Raw genomic sequence first — 13,977 nt, forward strand, 5'->3', positions numbered from 1 at the left:
ATAACAAAAACCGGACAACTCATGTGTCCGGTTGATGAATTATAGGCTGGCGATTAAGACGATTTCACCTTGCGGGGTCTCGTTGCCACGGTTCGGTTCTTTCGTGACGGCGACGGTGTCCCAATCGACGTCGACTTCGCTTGAGTCGAGCGTATAGATGACGGTTCCATTGCCCTTGTCGTCTGTGACGAAAGCGCCTGTTGGAATCGGGGCATTATCTTTTAACAGCCATACCTGATATACCTCATTGTCGTCGAGTGAGGATAAGCCGTTCGTTTGGACAATCAATTGAGTTGTACCATCTTGCTCTGCAAGATAAGCAGTCCCTTCGGATTCACCCTCAAGTGGAATCGTTTCGGTCAATGCGATGCCAGGTGAATCGGGTTGATTGGTGAGCAGATATCCGTTTCCGATCAAAGAGAGAAGCAGTGCCGCTGCCAAAGCGACTATTCCCCAAACAGGCGCTTTTTTCCGTTCACGTCTCTGTTTAAAAGGTGTCACAGGTGGAACAGCAGCAGGTGACACGGTTGATGTTATAGGCTCATTGTCTTCTTCGAATACACGATCGAGGACGCGCGCTTTCATACCTCGCGGTGGTTCAATCGGAGTAGACAAGAACGCGACGCCACCGACAAGTGCTTCGAGTTGTTCGAGCTCTTCTTGACAGTCTTTACAAGATGCAAGGTGTTGTTCAAATTTTGCTCGTTCATCTTCCGATAGATGTTGGTTGAAATAGTCAATCAATTGGTCGCATGCGTTCATTGTTCTACCTCCTTTCCGATGAATTCATGGGATAACTGTTTCCTCAGTTGCTTCAGCGCCAGTCGAACCCTTCCTTTCACTGTACCAAGCGGGATGCCGCACGCATCAGCGATTTTTTGCTGACTTAGCCCTTGGAAGTACATGAGCCGAACGACTTGCTGCTGTTCGGCCGGTAATGTCGCCATGGCCGTCTCGATTTGGGCACGTTCTTCTTGCCACTCTGCTTCTTTCTCAACGGATGGTGACTCAGAAGGGATGGCCTCAGCATATGATTCGTCGAGCTGTAAATCGGGTTTACGCTTACGAATCAAATCAATGGCCACGTGACGACTCATCGTGAAGAGCCAAGAACGAAACTTTCCTTTTGATTCATCGTAGACTCCGCCGCCACGCCAAAGTTTGATAAACACTTCCTGCATGGCTTCTTCGGCCAAATCACGGTCCTTTGTCAGCTGTAAGACAAAAGCGTATAAAATTCGTTCATATCGATCGTACAATATTTCGAGCGCTTCTTTGTCCTTTTGCCTGACACGCTCATATAATTCTAAGTCAGTCATAACATACTCCTTTGCGCAGAAGGGATATCCCTTGTATTGATCTAACGTATAAAACGAAAAAATAGATGCCTATTTTATGTGACTATTTATTGAACATGTAGATGACTGGGTCGGAAGTTTTTTATAAATGAACAAACGTAATTTCTCTGAGATGATATAGGTGATGATACTCAACAAGATCGCTGTCATCAGCATCAATCCGATGGCAACTGGGGTAGAGGTTATGGTTGTCCAAAAAAAATAAGATCGAATACCAAAGAGAAAAGCAAAGACGATAATCAATCCTGTAATCATGCTACTCACTTGGCAATATAATTGTAAAATGCGTTGAATCATAAGATACCTCCTCTGTTTCATTGTACTATACAGGAAAGAGGAAACGATAAGGAGACGATAGAATGAAACGATTTACGAATGAAGGACATATTCTCGTTTGCTTTGATTTTGACGAGACCTATTTCCCGCACGCGTGTTCATCTGCTCAATTGACATCTGTTCGTCAGCTCGAAGACTTTTTGGAACGGCATTCGACCCAACTGTCGACGATGTGGGTAACGGGAAGTTCTCTCGAATCGATACAGGAAAAAACGAAGCAGGCGAACCTTCGTTTTTGGCCACATCGCATCGCCTCGAGTCTCGGGACGGAATTGTATCGAATTGATGCGGACGAAACGTTTTCAATAGAGCAGGCATATCAAAACTCATTCCCGAATGATTTTGCTTCTCGCGTCGAGCGCATCGTGTCAAAAATTGTACAGATGCGAATTGAATTAGAAGAGCAACCGGGTAATGGGACGAGTCCTTGGATTCGTAGTTATTACGTCCGTGACCAAATCGGGTCCTGGAGAGAGTCGCTTCGTATGCTAGCCGATGAAGAGGGAATTGCCGTCAATATCAGTCAATGCAATCCGAATGCAGGTGACCCGGCGGATGCGTTTGATATTGATTTTTATCCGATATATGCCGGGAAAGAATCGAGTATTGAATATGTATGCACAACTTCTTCCTTCGTACGAGAAGATGCTTATGCTTTCGGTGACAGTGGAAATGACCTTGGCATGTTAGCACATGTAGGGAATGGATATTTGTTGAAAAATGCAACAGCACAAGCAAAACAAGCTTATTCTAAAGTGACAAAAAAAACTTATGCTGATGGCATTTTAGAAGTGTTAGAATCCAATGTTTCATCTTTCATTTGATGAATGATTTGTTCTAAGGAACGAGTGAGAGTTGAACGAATCGCTTCCGCACGTGTATTGAAATCGAGGCGTTGTTGCCAGATGCGGCAAAATAACTCAGTCAAAGTTTCTTCCGCCGTTGCCGGATGGTTGCTAAGATGAAGCGCGTAGCGATAGAGTAGGTTTTCATAGCGTGAATACAAATGTTCTAAGGCTTGTCGATTTTTTAGACGAATTTGATCGACTAGGCGTTCATCAAGTGTAGGAAGCATATGCAATTCCTTTCATATAGAATGAGTGTCTCAACTGTAAACGATAAAAGGACTTTACTTTGATAAAGTACCCTTTCTCTTCTTTCACTAATTTGAGGTCATTCAAACAAAAGAACAGGGAAAATGGCAGTTGAATATGCAATGACTTAAAACGTGTGATAACAATGCGGACAAGTCTGCGCATCACCTGGAGCACGTTTAAATGACGTTTTACATTTTGGGCAAGTGACCCTCTCGCTCTGTTGATTGAATAAACTGCCACGATTGAATAGGATGTTGCGAAGATTCGGTAGTGCGAGTGCGGCAAAAATCATTGCACCGAATAAAAAGACCGCTAAAATCAGTAACAATACATAGCTCATTGTCTTTGTTCCTCTCTTGTTCCATTTCTTTTATCATAATAGAAACTTGCTCGAACGAACAGCTTGTGAATATAAAAAGGAAGAGCCTAGCACTTGAATGAAGTGTCTAGGTTTTTTTCGTGAAGTGATTGTTTTTCATTGAAAAAGGGAAGTAATATATTTGTCATCTCAATTGCCGTTTAAATCTAGTACCATGACGATAAGGTTAATCAACCTAGCGACACCCATGAGAAAGGACGTACACAGCATGAGAACGAAACGTTTATCCGCCATTTTAATAAATGAGATGGATGACATTTTTGATCCATGGGTGACCGGAGTCGAAACGGATTCCAGAAAGGTCAGTTCAGGGAACGTCTTTATTTGCATTCGCGGCTACACGGTTGACGGACACAAGTTTGCAGAAGACGCCGTGGTCAATGGTGCGAGTGCGGTCATCTCAGAATATCCACTCGATCTCGACGTACCGAATGTGGTTGTTGCTGATACGAAGCAGACGGCAGGAGCGGTTGCGAGTGCTTTTTATGACCACCCCTCTCATCGAATGCGCATATATGGTGTGACGGGAACGAATGGAAAAACAACAACAGCGACGTTGACATATGATTTATTGCGTCTCTCAGGACAACGTGCCGGAATCGTTAGTACGATAGGTGCGCACTTTCATCATCAGACGATTGAAACGGCCAATACGACCCCAGAAGCTGTCGTCTTGCATCGCATTTTAGCGGATATGGTTGATGCGGACGTCACGGATTGTGTACTCGAAGTATCATCGCATGCATTGATGGAAGGTCGCGTGGCTGGAATTCATTTTCATGCGGCCGCGTTTACGAATTTGACGCATGATCATTTAGATTATCATCGGTCGATGGATGAGTATGCCCGAGCGAAAGCGCGATTGTTTGAACAGGTAGAAGTGACGAACGGTGAGGCAATCGTGTTAAACGCAGAAGACTCGGCTAGTCATGTCATGGCTGAGTTTGCGCCGACACGTCAAGCTATTATGTATAGTACAAAAGAGGAGATAGATGCCGACATTCAAGTCATTTGGCGTGAAGAGACGGTACTCGTCAGTATGAAGGATTTCAAACTCGAAGTGCCCGTTCGATTCATGGGGGCGTTCAATGCAGCGAACTTAGCAGCGGCCATTGGACTCGTTTCGACTTCTGATATGGCGCTGCGGACCATTGTTTCAAATGTTCCAGGACTTACCTTGCCAAAAGGGCGTTTGGAACGTTTAGCTACAGAGGATGCTGAGATTTATATTGACTATGCCCATACACCAGACGGTCTAGAGAAATGTTTGTCTACATTGCAACAAGACAACCGTGATCTCGTCGTCGTCTTAAGTGCAGCAGGAGATCGGGACCCGACGAAGCGCCAAGATATGGGACGCATCGCAAGTCAGTATTCAAACGAAGTGATTGTCACCGTGCATGATGTTCGTATGGAAAATCCAAAACACATCATTCGCGATTTAGTCAAAGGGATTCAGCCGAATGCGAACTATGTGACGTTTGAAGCGAGGAAAGATGCACTTCGTCACGCAGTGATGCAAGCGTTAGAAGGGAAGCGCGTCGTTGTCGTCGGTAAAGGGCATGATCACATCGAACGAATCGGCCGCCAGTCGATTCCTTTCAACGAATCAGATATTTTATTAGAAGAATTGAAAAAGCGAAAAGGGCAGGAACCTGCCGTTTAACAAAACGATGACAAACGTCATCGTTTTTTAATGTGTGAAGAACGGTAAGGAAGGCAATCACTAGTAATGTAGTAGAATTGAAGGAGGAGAATAGACATGTCAGTTTTGTACAAAGAATTTACAAACGATGAAGAAGTCGTTACCGCCATTCAATCGATGAAATCAAATGGGGTGGATGAATCCAACATCTACGTCATTACACATGACGATGACCGAAGCAAACGCGTTGCGGACAATGCTGATGCGAACACCGTCTCGGCAAGTGACGTCGGTTTGGGGACAGCCGCCAAAAACGTGTTCCGTAAAAAAGGGGACGAACTTCGTGCACAGTTTCAAGAACTTGGCTTTTCGAAAGAAGAGTCAGAACGACTAGAAGAGAAATTAGACAAAGGGAAAGTGCTCGTCGTCGTGAAAGATGCACCGGCCGGATTTACCATCTGATTCCACTACCATTGAGAATAGAGAGAAAAGAGGCTGAATCGACACGATCGATTCAGCCTCTTTTTTGTTCGATTAACGAAGGCGGACGACGGTGCGACCGCTCAACTCTCCTCGCATCATCGCTTCGGCGTGACGTGGGACATCGTGTAGCGGAATCTCATGAATCATGTCGTTCAACATTTTCGTGTCGATGAGTTCTTCAAGACGTTCCCATGCGTTCATACGGCGTGCCATTGGTTGCATGACTGAATCGATTCCAATTAGTTTCACCCCTCGTAAGATGAACGGGTAAACGCTCGTCGGCAAATCGGTTCCTCCCACGAGACCACATGCGGCAACAGCACCTTCATACCTGATTTGACTCAAGATATTAGCGAGTGTATTTCCGCCAACTGAATCGATGGCGGCATCAAAACGCTGTTTGGCGAGTGGACGAACAGATCCTTCTAATTCGCTACGATTGATGATGGTCTCGACACCAAGTGAACGCAAGTAAGGTGAATCTGTTTTACCAGTCGAGGCGACGACGTGATAGCCAAGACGGCGAAGTAACGTAATGGCGAAACTCCCGACACCACCTGTCGCCCCCGTGACGAGTACCTCTTCCCCAGGACGGACACCGGCGTGCTCGAGTGCATCAATCGATAACATCGCCGTCAGCCCTGGTGTCCCGATAGCGATGGCATCGCGCATAGTCATCCCCTTCGGTAATTTGACGAGCCAGTTTCCCGGGACTTGGGCATATTGACTGAAACCACCGAAGTGACGTTCGCCAATTCCAAAACCAGTGGCGATGACTTCATCTCCGACTTTAATGTCGAGATGGTCCGATTCGACTACTTTCCCGACGAATTCACATCCAGGGATGAATGGGTAATGGTTCACGATTTTACCTGAATCCGTTAATCCGAGTGCGTCTTTATAGTTCAACGCAGAATAGTGGACTTCGACTAAGACGTTCCCATCTTCTTCTTTTGGGAGCACGTCGGATTTGACATCTTTTACTTCGGCATGAAGGTGGTTATCCTGTTGGTCGAGCACGAGTGCTTGGAATGATTCATTCATCTGTGTAACCTCTTTTCCTTTGGATATCTTCACTCTACCTATCTTTCCCGTGCGAAATAAAATATATGCACGATTCTTTAGGGGGAATCGGGTAGAGAGTGGTACAATAAAGAAGATTCAAATTGCGTAAGGAGGAATGTAGTATGCGGCACGATGACTATGAGTTTGATGATGTAGAAGTAGAAGAAGGCGAATTGTTTAACGTATACGATATTCTCCCACCAGACGGGACGATCCTAGAGATGGCGACCGCTGAAGAAATGGTTCGGGCAGCCGAGTTAGAAGCGAAACATCATGCGCTTCAACGGCTCCAGGATTCAAACTTCCAGTTATCGGGTGTTTCGTTCAAAGAACTCCTGACAGAATTTGAACAGTATGAGCAAGAATCGATGGAATTCTGGACAGGGGTCTATAACCGGTTACGCATTCCTTGGGCGTGGACGATTCGCATCGACGTGGCCAATGGCCCAATTCACGTTGTGAACGATCGCGATATCTTTATCGACGAAGACGACTTCGAAGAATACGATGTCGATGATTTATTAGATGAATACGAAGAAGATTGAATCAAAAACGTCTTTCCCTCATTCAGATGGGAAAGACGTTTTTTTGTCGTGAAGCAAGTCATGACGAATACGACTTAATTCGGTTGCTCCGAATAATAACCCGACGCTGCATAAAATAGAAACCCCGCTTACCATCGCTCCAACGATTGCGGTATCCCCAATCATTGTGAACGACATCGCTAAGCTGAACAGACCAAATAGCAGTAATCCTCCGGCAATTGTTTTCATACGCTCCACCCTTTCACGTGTCTATGCATGTAGTGTAGACGGTTTAACTAGAGAGGGGTGGCTCTATTTTTAACCTGGTAAATTATTTAATTAAGTCATAAATCGAATAGGTTTTGCCGTTCTCAAGAGAGCGGTCAATCAATTGTTCTGCGAAAACGCGAGCAACCGTCTCCGGAGATCGGAGTCGCCCTTCCGTCTCGTATGAACGGAATTGTTCAAGGTCGGCGAATGCGTCTTCTGAAGAAGAACGAATTTCGGTCTGCATCGATGTATCCATCACACCTGGATTGAATAGAGCTGCGCAATGCGGTGTTCCTTCCAGTTCTAGTGCTAACGTATTCGTAAAATGGTCGAGGGCTGCTTTCGTGCCACAGTAAGCGCTCCAGCCTGAAATCGGACGTTTAGCGGCGCCAGACGTCACATGAATTAACTCAGTCGGCTTATCGAAAGCGAGGACCGCATTCGCCAATAGCATCGGCGCAAGCAAATTGGCATGGACATGAGCGGTCACTTTATCACCATCTAATTGTCCGACGCGATGAATCGGTTCGATCCATGCTGCATTTTGAACAAGAAGGATTGAATCAGCCGTTTCTAGCAGCGGAGTGATTTCTTCGATGGCTGAATTGATTCCAGAGACGTTTGAAAGGTCGACTGACAGCTGTTGATACGTAACCTCTTCTGCCTGTGAACGCGAGAGACCGACAACTTCATAACCTCGAGATTGGAGTTCTTGGGAGATGGCACGGCCGAGACCACGCGATGCACCCGTGACGAGAGCAAGTTTCATATACATTCCTCCTATTCGTGAATGGTTTTCCGAAAACCATAAAACGGTCGGAACCGTAACTTTTCGTAATATGTGTGAGAGAGTTGATTCGCCAACAGTTCGATGCGCGTTGTTGGGTGTAGTGCATGGATATGTTGGAGCAACTGTTCGCCGAGCCCACGTGCGGGAGCGACCAATAATTCGCAGACGAACAAGGTGACTGTCGTATCGGTCAATCCACGCAAATAAGCGACAATCTCCCCGTTCTCAGACTCCATGACATAGGTGACGTTTGATTGTTTCCATGCCTCACGGGTCAGTTCATTCCGCTCGACGAGTTGGGTCCAACCTTCATCACGATTGAGTTGCTGGATGTGTTCAAAATCTGACGAGACATATGCACGAATGTTCATTCAATCCGCTCTCCAATCTGTGCTTCAATTTGTTTCATCACGTCAAACGAACCATCTGATTGATTTGAACAAACAACCGAGATGGTAGCGGTTTTCGGGTAGTATCCAGAATGGAAACTGACGCCGGGATCATACCCCATCACATGATACTTATAAATCTCTTCCGTCGCATGACGTTGAATCCAAACACCGTATCCATAACACTCGCCACGGTCATTGACGGTCACATGCGGAGTGAGGAGGACGGACGTTGAAGACGAGTCAAGAAGACGATGTGAGAAAAGAGCTTCCCAAAACCGGCCCATATCTTGAACGGTGACATATGCGCCACCATCTGCGCTGCCCTTGATTGGAATCGCATATTGGTTTGTGCGCCACGTGCCGTTCGAGTGGTCGATATAACCGAGCGCCGTCTGGGCAGGTAAGGCATCAAGCGAGAAGTATCCGGAATCAATCATACCGGCAGGCTGAAAAATCGATTGTTCGATATAGTCGGTGAAAGATTGCCCGGTCACGTCTTCCACAATCAACCCTAACAGGATATACCCCGCATTGTTGTAGGAGAATCGAGACCCCGGTTCATCTTTCATGAATTTTTGTTGAAATAGTGGTAAAAAATCACGTAACTGTTGAAGACGATACATCGGAACATCGCGCCATAATGCTTCGAAATCATCAGAGATGGACTCATCAAAATAGTCAGGGATACCCGACGTATGAGTCAACAGTTGATGAATGGTGACTTGTGGCAATATGTTTGGTAAGTCGAATGTTTGAAACGAATCAAGTGAAGTGGAAAAAGACAGTTGACCTTGTTCGACCAACTGACAAATGGCGATTGCCGTAAACAACTTACAGCCAGAAGCAATCCCGAATCGTGTCGTCACTTCATTTTGAATCTGTTCTGAGCGGTTGGCGTAGCCGAAAGAGTGATGAATGGATTCTGTCGGACTCGTGACAGAATAGACACCAGAAAATGTTTCGTTCAACGATAGATGCGTGAAATTTTGCAAAGGAACCTCCAAGTGTTGAGTCGTTTTGTATAGTTCGACTATAGCACGAGTATCAAATCCTCTTATGAATTTACTCAATATTCAAAAAAACATTTACCAAATAACAGGAATTGATACAGGTGTCTGACTTCGAACGTGGTACGATATTGGCGAATAGAGAGGAAGTGAATTCAATGACGCTATTCTTTTGGGGGATACTCGTTGGATTTTTGATCGCATTGTGGCTATATAAACGTCAACAGCCATACTCACAGACTCTTTCGTTTATGCATTTCGGGAATCAAACGAAAGATGTCATTTATATTTTTGAAACGAAACCCGCATGGCGCTTTCGCTACATCAGCCCTTCACTAGATTTGTATCTTGGGGAAGGGACCGTCATGCAGAGTTACTCCGACGCACGGGAATGTTTTCGCAGAATCCATCCGGACGATCGGCGACTGTTGCTCGATAAAGTGGCGGGACGCGTCAACTATGAAGAAGCGATTCTTCAACGATGGCGCACGAATGACGGTTCTTACGTGTGGTTCGAGGAATACACGACCCCAATCTATGAAAATGGAGAAATCGTAGCGGTTCAAGGTGTGATTCGAAACATCGAAGCAGCCATGACGGAGCGTGAACGTCTGCTGTATGAAAGTCGCCACGATAGTTTGACCGGCGTCTTCAATCGTCGGGCGTTTGAAGAGACGATTGATCAAGATGGAAAAGCGTGTGACGTCGGAATCATCGTGCTAGATGTGAACGATTTAAAAATCGTGAACGACGAAGAAGGGCATTCTGCTGGTGACCGTTTGTTAAAACGGGTCGGTATGATTCTTCAGGAAATTGAATCATCCGTTTACCGTTTAGGAGGAGATGAGTTCGTCTTGTTTCTTGAGATGATGCCTGAAGACGCATGTGAACGAATGGTTTGCCAAATTGAAGCGGCTTGTCAAAAAGAATCGATTTCCGTTGCAATCGGATTGGCTTGGGCATCTCATCCGGCATCAATCGAAGGACTTTGGCAACGTGCGGATGATGCGATGTATGAACAGAAGCGACAACAAAAAACAGACCTTCTTGACGTTTAGTTCAAGAAGGTCTGTTTTTTAGCTGCTGGCTTCTTCTATCTCAGCCGGTTCTTCACTTAGCTTGTTCAAATAGCGTTCATAACGAGAATTTCCGTATCGGTAAGAAGCCCAAACGAGAATCGTAGTCAGGATAACGAGTCCAATCGTCAACGGGGCGAACCATCCTGACACAATCCCGTCTGCATATGCGAGACCAACCGGTGAGAAAACGAGATAGACGAATACCATTGAAGCGACAAGCAAAATAGATGTCGACAATGCGTGACGCCACGGTTTGACGCGACCGAGTTCGATTCGAATTGGATTCGCTTGAAGCATTGGTCGTACACGCGCAAATACGAGCATGATTCCCGTCTCGATGACGAAGAGGATTCCGTAAATGTGGATGAAGTTGATGCCGATTTCAACACCGAACCATTGCTTCGTTCCCCACACGAGGAAATAGTAAGCGATGACGTGGAAAAAGACGACGGTCTTCGCGGCGATTGGAGGAACACGTTTAACGAGCATCCCGATTAAAACGATGACGAGAATCGGGATATTGAAGAAGCCGGTGAAGCGACGGATCAAGTCCCACAAGCCGTCTGGCGCATACATGAGGTTCGGGGCGACAAAGAAAGAAACAAGTGCTACGAACGTCCCGAACCATTTACTGACGCGAATCAAATCTTGGTCAGAGGCATCCGGTTTAAATTTTGGTTTATAAATATCGAGGACAAAGAGCGTCGCAATACTATTCAAGAGCGAGTTAAACGAGCTGAATACGGCTCCAAGCAAGACGGCAAGGAAAAAGCCCATGAGCCACATTGGCAACAGCTCGGCAATCAAGCTCGGATAAGCAAGATCGACCTTTTCGATGTTTGTTCCGTACAGATGAAATGCAATGACGCCAGGTAGCAGCATGAAGATTGGAACAAGTAACTTCAGATACCCGGTAAAAAGTACTCCTTTTTGACCTTCAGCCAAGTTTTTTGCGCCAAGCGCTCGTTGAATGACATATTGATTGAGTGCCCAGTAGAACAAGTTCGCAAAAATCATTCCTGTGAATATGGAGAGAAAAGGTACCGAATCATTGGCTGAACCAATCGCGTTCAACTTTTCAGGATTCGTCGTGACAATCGTCTTCATTCCGTCTAATAAATTTCCGTCACCTAACGCGAGAAAACCGAGCGTCGGGACGAGGAAACCAATGATGATGAGACCGATCCCGTTCAACGTATCGGATACAGCGACCGCTCGAAGTCCTCCAAAAATAGCATAGATGCCTCCGATGATGCCGATGAACCAAATGACTAACCAAAGGGACTGTTCAAAGCTGACACCGAGCAGAGTAGGTACATCGAACAGTTGGAGAACTGCCAATCCACCGGAATATAGCATAGATGGAATTGTCACGCACATATAGCCTAATAAAAACAAGAGCACGGTTAATCGACGGACATCCTCGTCGTAGCGCTGACTTAAAAATTCAGGTATTGTCGAAATTCCGATGCCGAGAAATCGTGGTAACAAAAAGAGCGCCATGATGATGGCGGCGATTCCAGCTGTGACTTCCCATGCCATCGCAGACATGTTGCCGGCAAAGGATTGACCATTCAAGCCAATTAATTGTTCTGCTGACAGGTTGGTCAAGAGGAGCGATCCCGCGATGAAGACGCCTGTCAGTCCACGACCGGCCAAAAAGTAATCATCGGCACTTTCGACTTTTCCTTTCGTCATTCGATATGAGACGTAGGCGACGAGCCCCATGAACAAGGCGCCGGTCACGAGTATGTAGAGTACTTGTTGAAACGTCATAGAATCCCCTCAATCTTTACTTTTGTTTATATGTATTTGTAAGGGATACCCGAACGAGTTGGAAATTAGTCATCTAGTTTTGACGAAATCAAAAAAACGCTCGAGGAATCGAGCGTTATAAAAACTGAAGCATAGATGTCGCGACCGTGAAATAGATGATGAGCCCTAGATTGTCCATCAACGTCGTAATGAATGGTCCAGATGCGACAGCGGGATCTAATTTCAATCGGTTAATCAGAAGTGGAACGATTGTACCAATCATCGTGGCGACACTGAGCGCGGCGAAAATCGAAATCCCAACAATAAAGCCGATGAGCATGTTGCCATATAGAAGAGTGATGACGCCGAAAATGACAATCATACAAGCGATTCCTAACAGGATGCCGGTCCCGAACTCGCGTCGAATCATCTTCATGACGTTCTTACGATTAATCGTACCGAGCGCAATCGACCGAACAGCGACGACAAGCGACTGGGTAGCCGCGTTCCCGGCGGATCCCATGACAAGTGGCATGAAGACGGCAAGTAACACGATCGTCTCGAGCGTATCTTCAAAGCTGCCGATTGTCGAGGCGGTAATCATGCCAAGAAACATGAGACTGACAATCCACGGGGCGCGTTTTTTTGCTGCCTCAAACGGACTCATGTTGATATCAGAAGACCCTTTCGCCGCGGATAGTTCTTCAAAGTCTTCCGTCGTTTCACGCTCGATGACGTCTAACACATCATCTACCGTGATGATGCCGAGTAGTTTCTGGTGGTCGTCGATGACCGGGAGTGCCAACAAATCATACTTCTGTACGATACGGGCCAAGTGTTCCTGATCTGTCATGACGTTTGCCGAGATGACACGAAAACCCATGATATCCTCAATTTTTGCATCGAGCGGCGCAACAATCAAATCTCGTAATGAGACGACGCCAACAAGTTGATGCGTGTGGTCGACGACGTATAAATAATAAATCGTCTCGGCGTCAGGTCCGAGTTCACGTAACTCTGCAAGTGTCTGTCCGACCGTCTTGTCGGCTTGGAGAACGACAAACTCAGTCGTCATAATAGAACCAGCCGTCTCTTCCGGATATTGCATCAACTCTCTTACTTCTTGCTCCTCGATATCATCCATCTGTTCAAAGAGCGTATCCATGAATGAATCGGGTAGCTCATGCATCAAATCGGCTGCGTTATCTGAATACATCTTATTTAAGATACGAACAGCATACGGTTGGGGTGTTTCTTGGATGAACATGCACTGTTCATCTAACGTCAACTTTTCGAATAAGTCGGTGAATACTTCGGGGGAAATGGCCCGATACACAAATGTACGTTCATTCTGGTCGAGTTCGATAAAAAGGTCGGCTTGTTCACCAGGGTGAAGGGAGAGGAATAAATCCCGAAAGTCGATTGGGTCTCCCTTCTGAATCAATACACGAAACTCTGCTTGATGTTGCTTTTGTTCCATTTCTTCTATTCTCATGTCGTCACATCCTGATCTCTAACATTTTTTAGACTATTTTTCTTTGAATAATTTTTTTTTAACATTTTTAGAGCGATTATATACATCATCCATACATCATATTCCCCATTGCCATAACAATGATTTTTTATGCTTTGTTTGTTCATTCACGAATGTGAAGATTTATTCATACATATGTGGAATCAATAACAGGTGAAGTGCCGGATTAGACATTCACAAATTTGGTAAAGTGATAAGGTAAGGGTAGTTAAACACCCGAATCACAAGGAGGAAGCGAGATGATCTCAATGACAAATCAACCG

At 45.7% G+C, this 13,977-nt stretch carries 16 protein-coding genes; 5 read left to right on the top strand and 11 right to left on the bottom strand.

Features of this window, described 5'->3' with window-relative positions; translation table 11 throughout:
- Nucleotides 1-39 precede the first annotated feature (39 nt).
- Together KNO96_RS06410 and KNO96_RS06415 are read right to left on the bottom strand one after the other, a co-directional pair.
- Nucleotides 40-762 carry an anti-sigma factor gene (locus KNO96_RS06410; protein ID WP_214703076.1) on the bottom strand — a complete coding sequence of 241 codons (723 nt, stop codon included), beginning with the start codon at nucleotides 760-762 and terminating at the stop codon, nucleotides 40-42.
- Entirely contained in the window at nucleotides 759-1,319 is a 561-nt protein-coding gene (locus KNO96_RS06415; protein WP_214703077.1) for an RNA polymerase sigma factor, read from the bottom strand. The genes KNO96_RS06410 and KNO96_RS06415 overlap by 4 nt, the downstream gene beginning before the upstream one ends.
- A 398-nt stretch (nucleotides 1,320-1,717) precedes the next feature.
- Here KNO96_RS06415 and KNO96_RS06420 point away from each other — a divergent pair, with 398 nt between their 5' ends.
- A complete protein-coding gene (locus KNO96_RS06420; RefSeq protein WP_214703078.1) occupies nucleotides 1,718-2,518 on the top strand; it encodes an HAD family hydrolase in 801 nt (266 codons plus the stop codon).
- Here KNO96_RS06420 and KNO96_RS06425 read toward each other — a convergent pair.
- Together KNO96_RS06425 and KNO96_RS06430 are read right to left on the bottom strand one after the other, a co-directional pair.
- The gene (locus KNO96_RS06425) at nucleotides 2,464-2,769 is read right to left on the bottom strand and encodes an RNA polymerase sigma factor (RefSeq protein ID WP_214703079.1); all 306 of its coding nucleotides are present in this window, start codon (nucleotides 2,767-2,769) and stop codon (nucleotides 2,464-2,466) included. The genes KNO96_RS06420 and KNO96_RS06425 overlap by 55 nt on opposite strands.
- Before the next feature lie 146 nt (nucleotides 2,770-2,915).
- Nucleotides 2,916-3,131, bottom strand: coding sequence for a zinc ribbon domain-containing protein (locus tag KNO96_RS06430; RefSeq protein WP_084483559.1), 216 nt, complete (start codon nucleotides 3,129-3,131; stop codon nucleotides 2,916-2,918).
- A gap of 247 nt (nucleotides 3,132-3,378) precedes the next feature.
- On the opposite strand from KNO96_RS06430, the gene KNO96_RS06435 reads away from it, so the two are divergent.
- Together KNO96_RS06435 and KNO96_RS06440 are read left to right on the top strand one after the other, a co-directional pair.
- Nucleotides 3,379-4,836: a UDP-N-acetylmuramoyl-L-alanyl-D-glutamate--2,6-diaminopimelate ligase gene (locus KNO96_RS06435; RefSeq protein WP_214703080.1), complete on the top strand. Its 1,458-nt coding sequence runs from the start codon at nucleotides 3,379-3,381 to the stop codon at nucleotides 4,834-4,836.
- 96 nt (nucleotides 4,837-4,932) lie between these two features.
- On the top strand, nucleotides 4,933-5,277 hold the full coding sequence (locus KNO96_RS06440; protein ID WP_214700369.1) for a YflT domain-containing protein: 345 nt from the start codon (nucleotides 4,933-4,935) through the stop codon (nucleotides 5,275-5,277).
- A 72-nt stretch (nucleotides 5,278-5,349) separates the two neighbouring features.
- Here KNO96_RS06440 and KNO96_RS06445 read toward each other — a convergent pair whose 3' ends face one another.
- A complete protein-coding gene (locus tag KNO96_RS06445) occupies nucleotides 5,350-6,342 on the bottom strand; it encodes an MDR family oxidoreductase (RefSeq protein WP_214703081.1) in 993 nt (330 codons plus the stop codon).
- Between the two features lie 143 nt (nucleotides 6,343-6,485).
- Between KNO96_RS06445 and KNO96_RS06450 the strand changes: the two genes are divergently transcribed.
- Nucleotides 6,486-6,908 (top strand): hypothetical protein, encoded by a 423-nt coding sequence (locus tag KNO96_RS06450; RefSeq protein WP_051545936.1) that lies wholly within the window; start codon nucleotides 6,486-6,488, stop codon nucleotides 6,906-6,908.
- Between the two features lie 18 nt (nucleotides 6,909-6,926).
- Here the strand turns inward: KNO96_RS06450 and KNO96_RS06455 are convergent, their stop codons facing one another.
- The 4 genes from KNO96_RS06455 to KNO96_RS06470 form a co-directional block, all read right to left on the bottom strand.
- Entirely contained in the window at nucleotides 6,927-7,136 is a 210-nt protein-coding gene (locus KNO96_RS06455) for a hypothetical protein (RefSeq protein ID WP_026824943.1), read from the bottom strand.
- A gap of 82 nt (nucleotides 7,137-7,218) precedes the next feature.
- Nucleotides 7,219-7,926 (bottom strand): SDR family NAD(P)-dependent oxidoreductase, encoded by a 708-nt coding sequence (locus KNO96_RS06460; RefSeq protein WP_026824944.1) that lies wholly within the window; start codon nucleotides 7,924-7,926, stop codon nucleotides 7,219-7,221.
- Nucleotides 7,927-7,937: 11 nt separating this feature from the next.
- On the bottom strand, nucleotides 7,938-8,318 hold the full coding sequence (locus KNO96_RS06465) for a GNAT family N-acetyltransferase (RefSeq protein WP_214703082.1): 381 nt from the start codon (nucleotides 8,316-8,318) through the stop codon (nucleotides 7,938-7,940).
- Complete coding sequence (locus KNO96_RS06470) at nucleotides 8,315-9,331, bottom strand: serine hydrolase domain-containing protein (protein WP_214703083.1); 1,017 nt, start codon at nucleotides 9,329-9,331, stop codon at nucleotides 8,315-8,317. Before KNO96_RS06470 ends, KNO96_RS06465 begins: the two co-directional genes overlap by 4 nt.
- A 173-nt stretch (nucleotides 9,332-9,504) precedes the next feature.
- Here KNO96_RS06470 and KNO96_RS06475 point away from each other — a divergent pair, with 173 nt between their 5' ends.
- Complete coding sequence (locus KNO96_RS06475; protein WP_214703084.1) at nucleotides 9,505-10,404, top strand: GGDEF domain-containing protein; 900 nt, start codon at nucleotides 9,505-9,507, stop codon at nucleotides 10,402-10,404.
- Nucleotides 10,405-10,422: 18 nt separating this feature from the next.
- On the opposite strand, the gene KNO96_RS06480 is transcribed toward KNO96_RS06475, so the two are convergent.
- Both KNO96_RS06480 and mgtE read right to left on the bottom strand, forming a co-directional pair.
- Nucleotides 10,423-12,201, bottom strand: a complete 1,779-nt coding sequence (locus KNO96_RS06480; RefSeq protein WP_214700361.1) for a solute:sodium symporter family transporter — start codon at nucleotides 12,199-12,201, stop codon at nucleotides 10,423-10,425.
- A gap of 115 nt (nucleotides 12,202-12,316) precedes the next feature.
- Nucleotides 12,317-13,675, bottom strand: coding sequence for a magnesium transporter (gene mgtE / locus KNO96_RS06485; RefSeq protein WP_214703085.1), 1,359 nt, complete (start codon nucleotides 13,673-13,675; stop codon nucleotides 12,317-12,319).
- Between the last annotated feature and the right edge of the window lie 302 nt (nucleotides 13,676-13,977).

The sequence above is a fragment of the Exiguobacterium sp. s89 genome, assembly GCF_018617735.1.
Classification (GTDB): Bacteria; Bacillota; Bacilli; order Exiguobacteriales; family Exiguobacteriaceae; genus Exiguobacterium; species Exiguobacterium marinum.

What these genes read in the sequence shown, in the direction of transcription:
- KNO96_RS06410 (WP_214703076.1), bottom strand. Translation starts at nt 762, where the DNA reads ATGAACGCATGCGACCAATTGATTGACTATTTCAACCAACATCTATCG.
- KNO96_RS06415 (WP_214703077.1), bottom strand. Translation starts at nt 1,319, where the DNA reads ATGACTGACTTAGAATTATATGAGCGTGTCAGGCAAAAGGACAAAGAA.
- KNO96_RS06420 (WP_214703078.1), top strand. Translation starts at nt 1,718, where the DNA reads ATGAAACGATTTACGAATGAAGGACATATTCTCGTTTGCTTTGATTTT.
- KNO96_RS06425 (WP_214703079.1), bottom strand. Translation starts at nt 2,769, where the DNA reads ATGCTTCCTACACTTGATGAACGCCTAGTCGATCAAATTCGTCTAAAA.
- KNO96_RS06430 (WP_084483559.1), bottom strand. Translation starts at nt 3,131, where the DNA reads ATGAGCTATGTATTGTTACTGATTTTAGCGGTCTTTTTATTCGGTGCA.
- KNO96_RS06435 (WP_214703080.1), top strand. Translation starts at nt 3,379, where the DNA reads ATGAGAACGAAACGTTTATCCGCCATTTTAATAAATGAGATGGATGAC.
- KNO96_RS06440 (WP_214700369.1), top strand. Translation starts at nt 4,933, where the DNA reads ATGTCAGTTTTGTACAAAGAATTTACAAACGATGAAGAAGTCGTTACC.
- KNO96_RS06445 (WP_214703081.1), bottom strand. Translation starts at nt 6,342, where the DNA reads ATGAATGAATCATTCCAAGCACTCGTGCTCGACCAACAGGATAACCAC.
- KNO96_RS06450 (WP_051545936.1), top strand. Translation starts at nt 6,486, where the DNA reads ATGCGGCACGATGACTATGAGTTTGATGATGTAGAAGTAGAAGAAGGC.
- KNO96_RS06455 (WP_026824943.1), bottom strand. Translation starts at nt 7,136, where the DNA reads ATGAAAACAATTGCCGGAGGATTACTGCTATTTGGTCTGTTCAGCTTA.
- KNO96_RS06460 (WP_026824944.1), bottom strand. Translation starts at nt 7,926, where the DNA reads ATGAAACTTGCTCTCGTCACGGGTGCATCGCGTGGTCTCGGCCGTGCC.
- KNO96_RS06465 (WP_214703082.1), bottom strand. Translation starts at nt 8,318, where the DNA reads ATGAACATTCGTGCATATGTCTCGTCAGATTTTGAACACATCCAGCAA.
- KNO96_RS06475 (WP_214703084.1), top strand. Translation starts at nt 9,505, where the DNA reads ATGACGCTATTCTTTTGGGGGATACTCGTTGGATTTTTGATCGCATTG.
- KNO96_RS06480 (WP_214700361.1), bottom strand. Translation starts at nt 12,201, where the DNA reads ATGACGTTTCAACAAGTACTCTACATACTCGTGACCGGCGCCTTGTTC.
- mgtE (WP_214703085.1), bottom strand. Translation starts at nt 13,675, where the DNA reads ATGAGAATAGAAGAAATGGAACAAAAGCAACATCAAGCAGAGTTTCGT.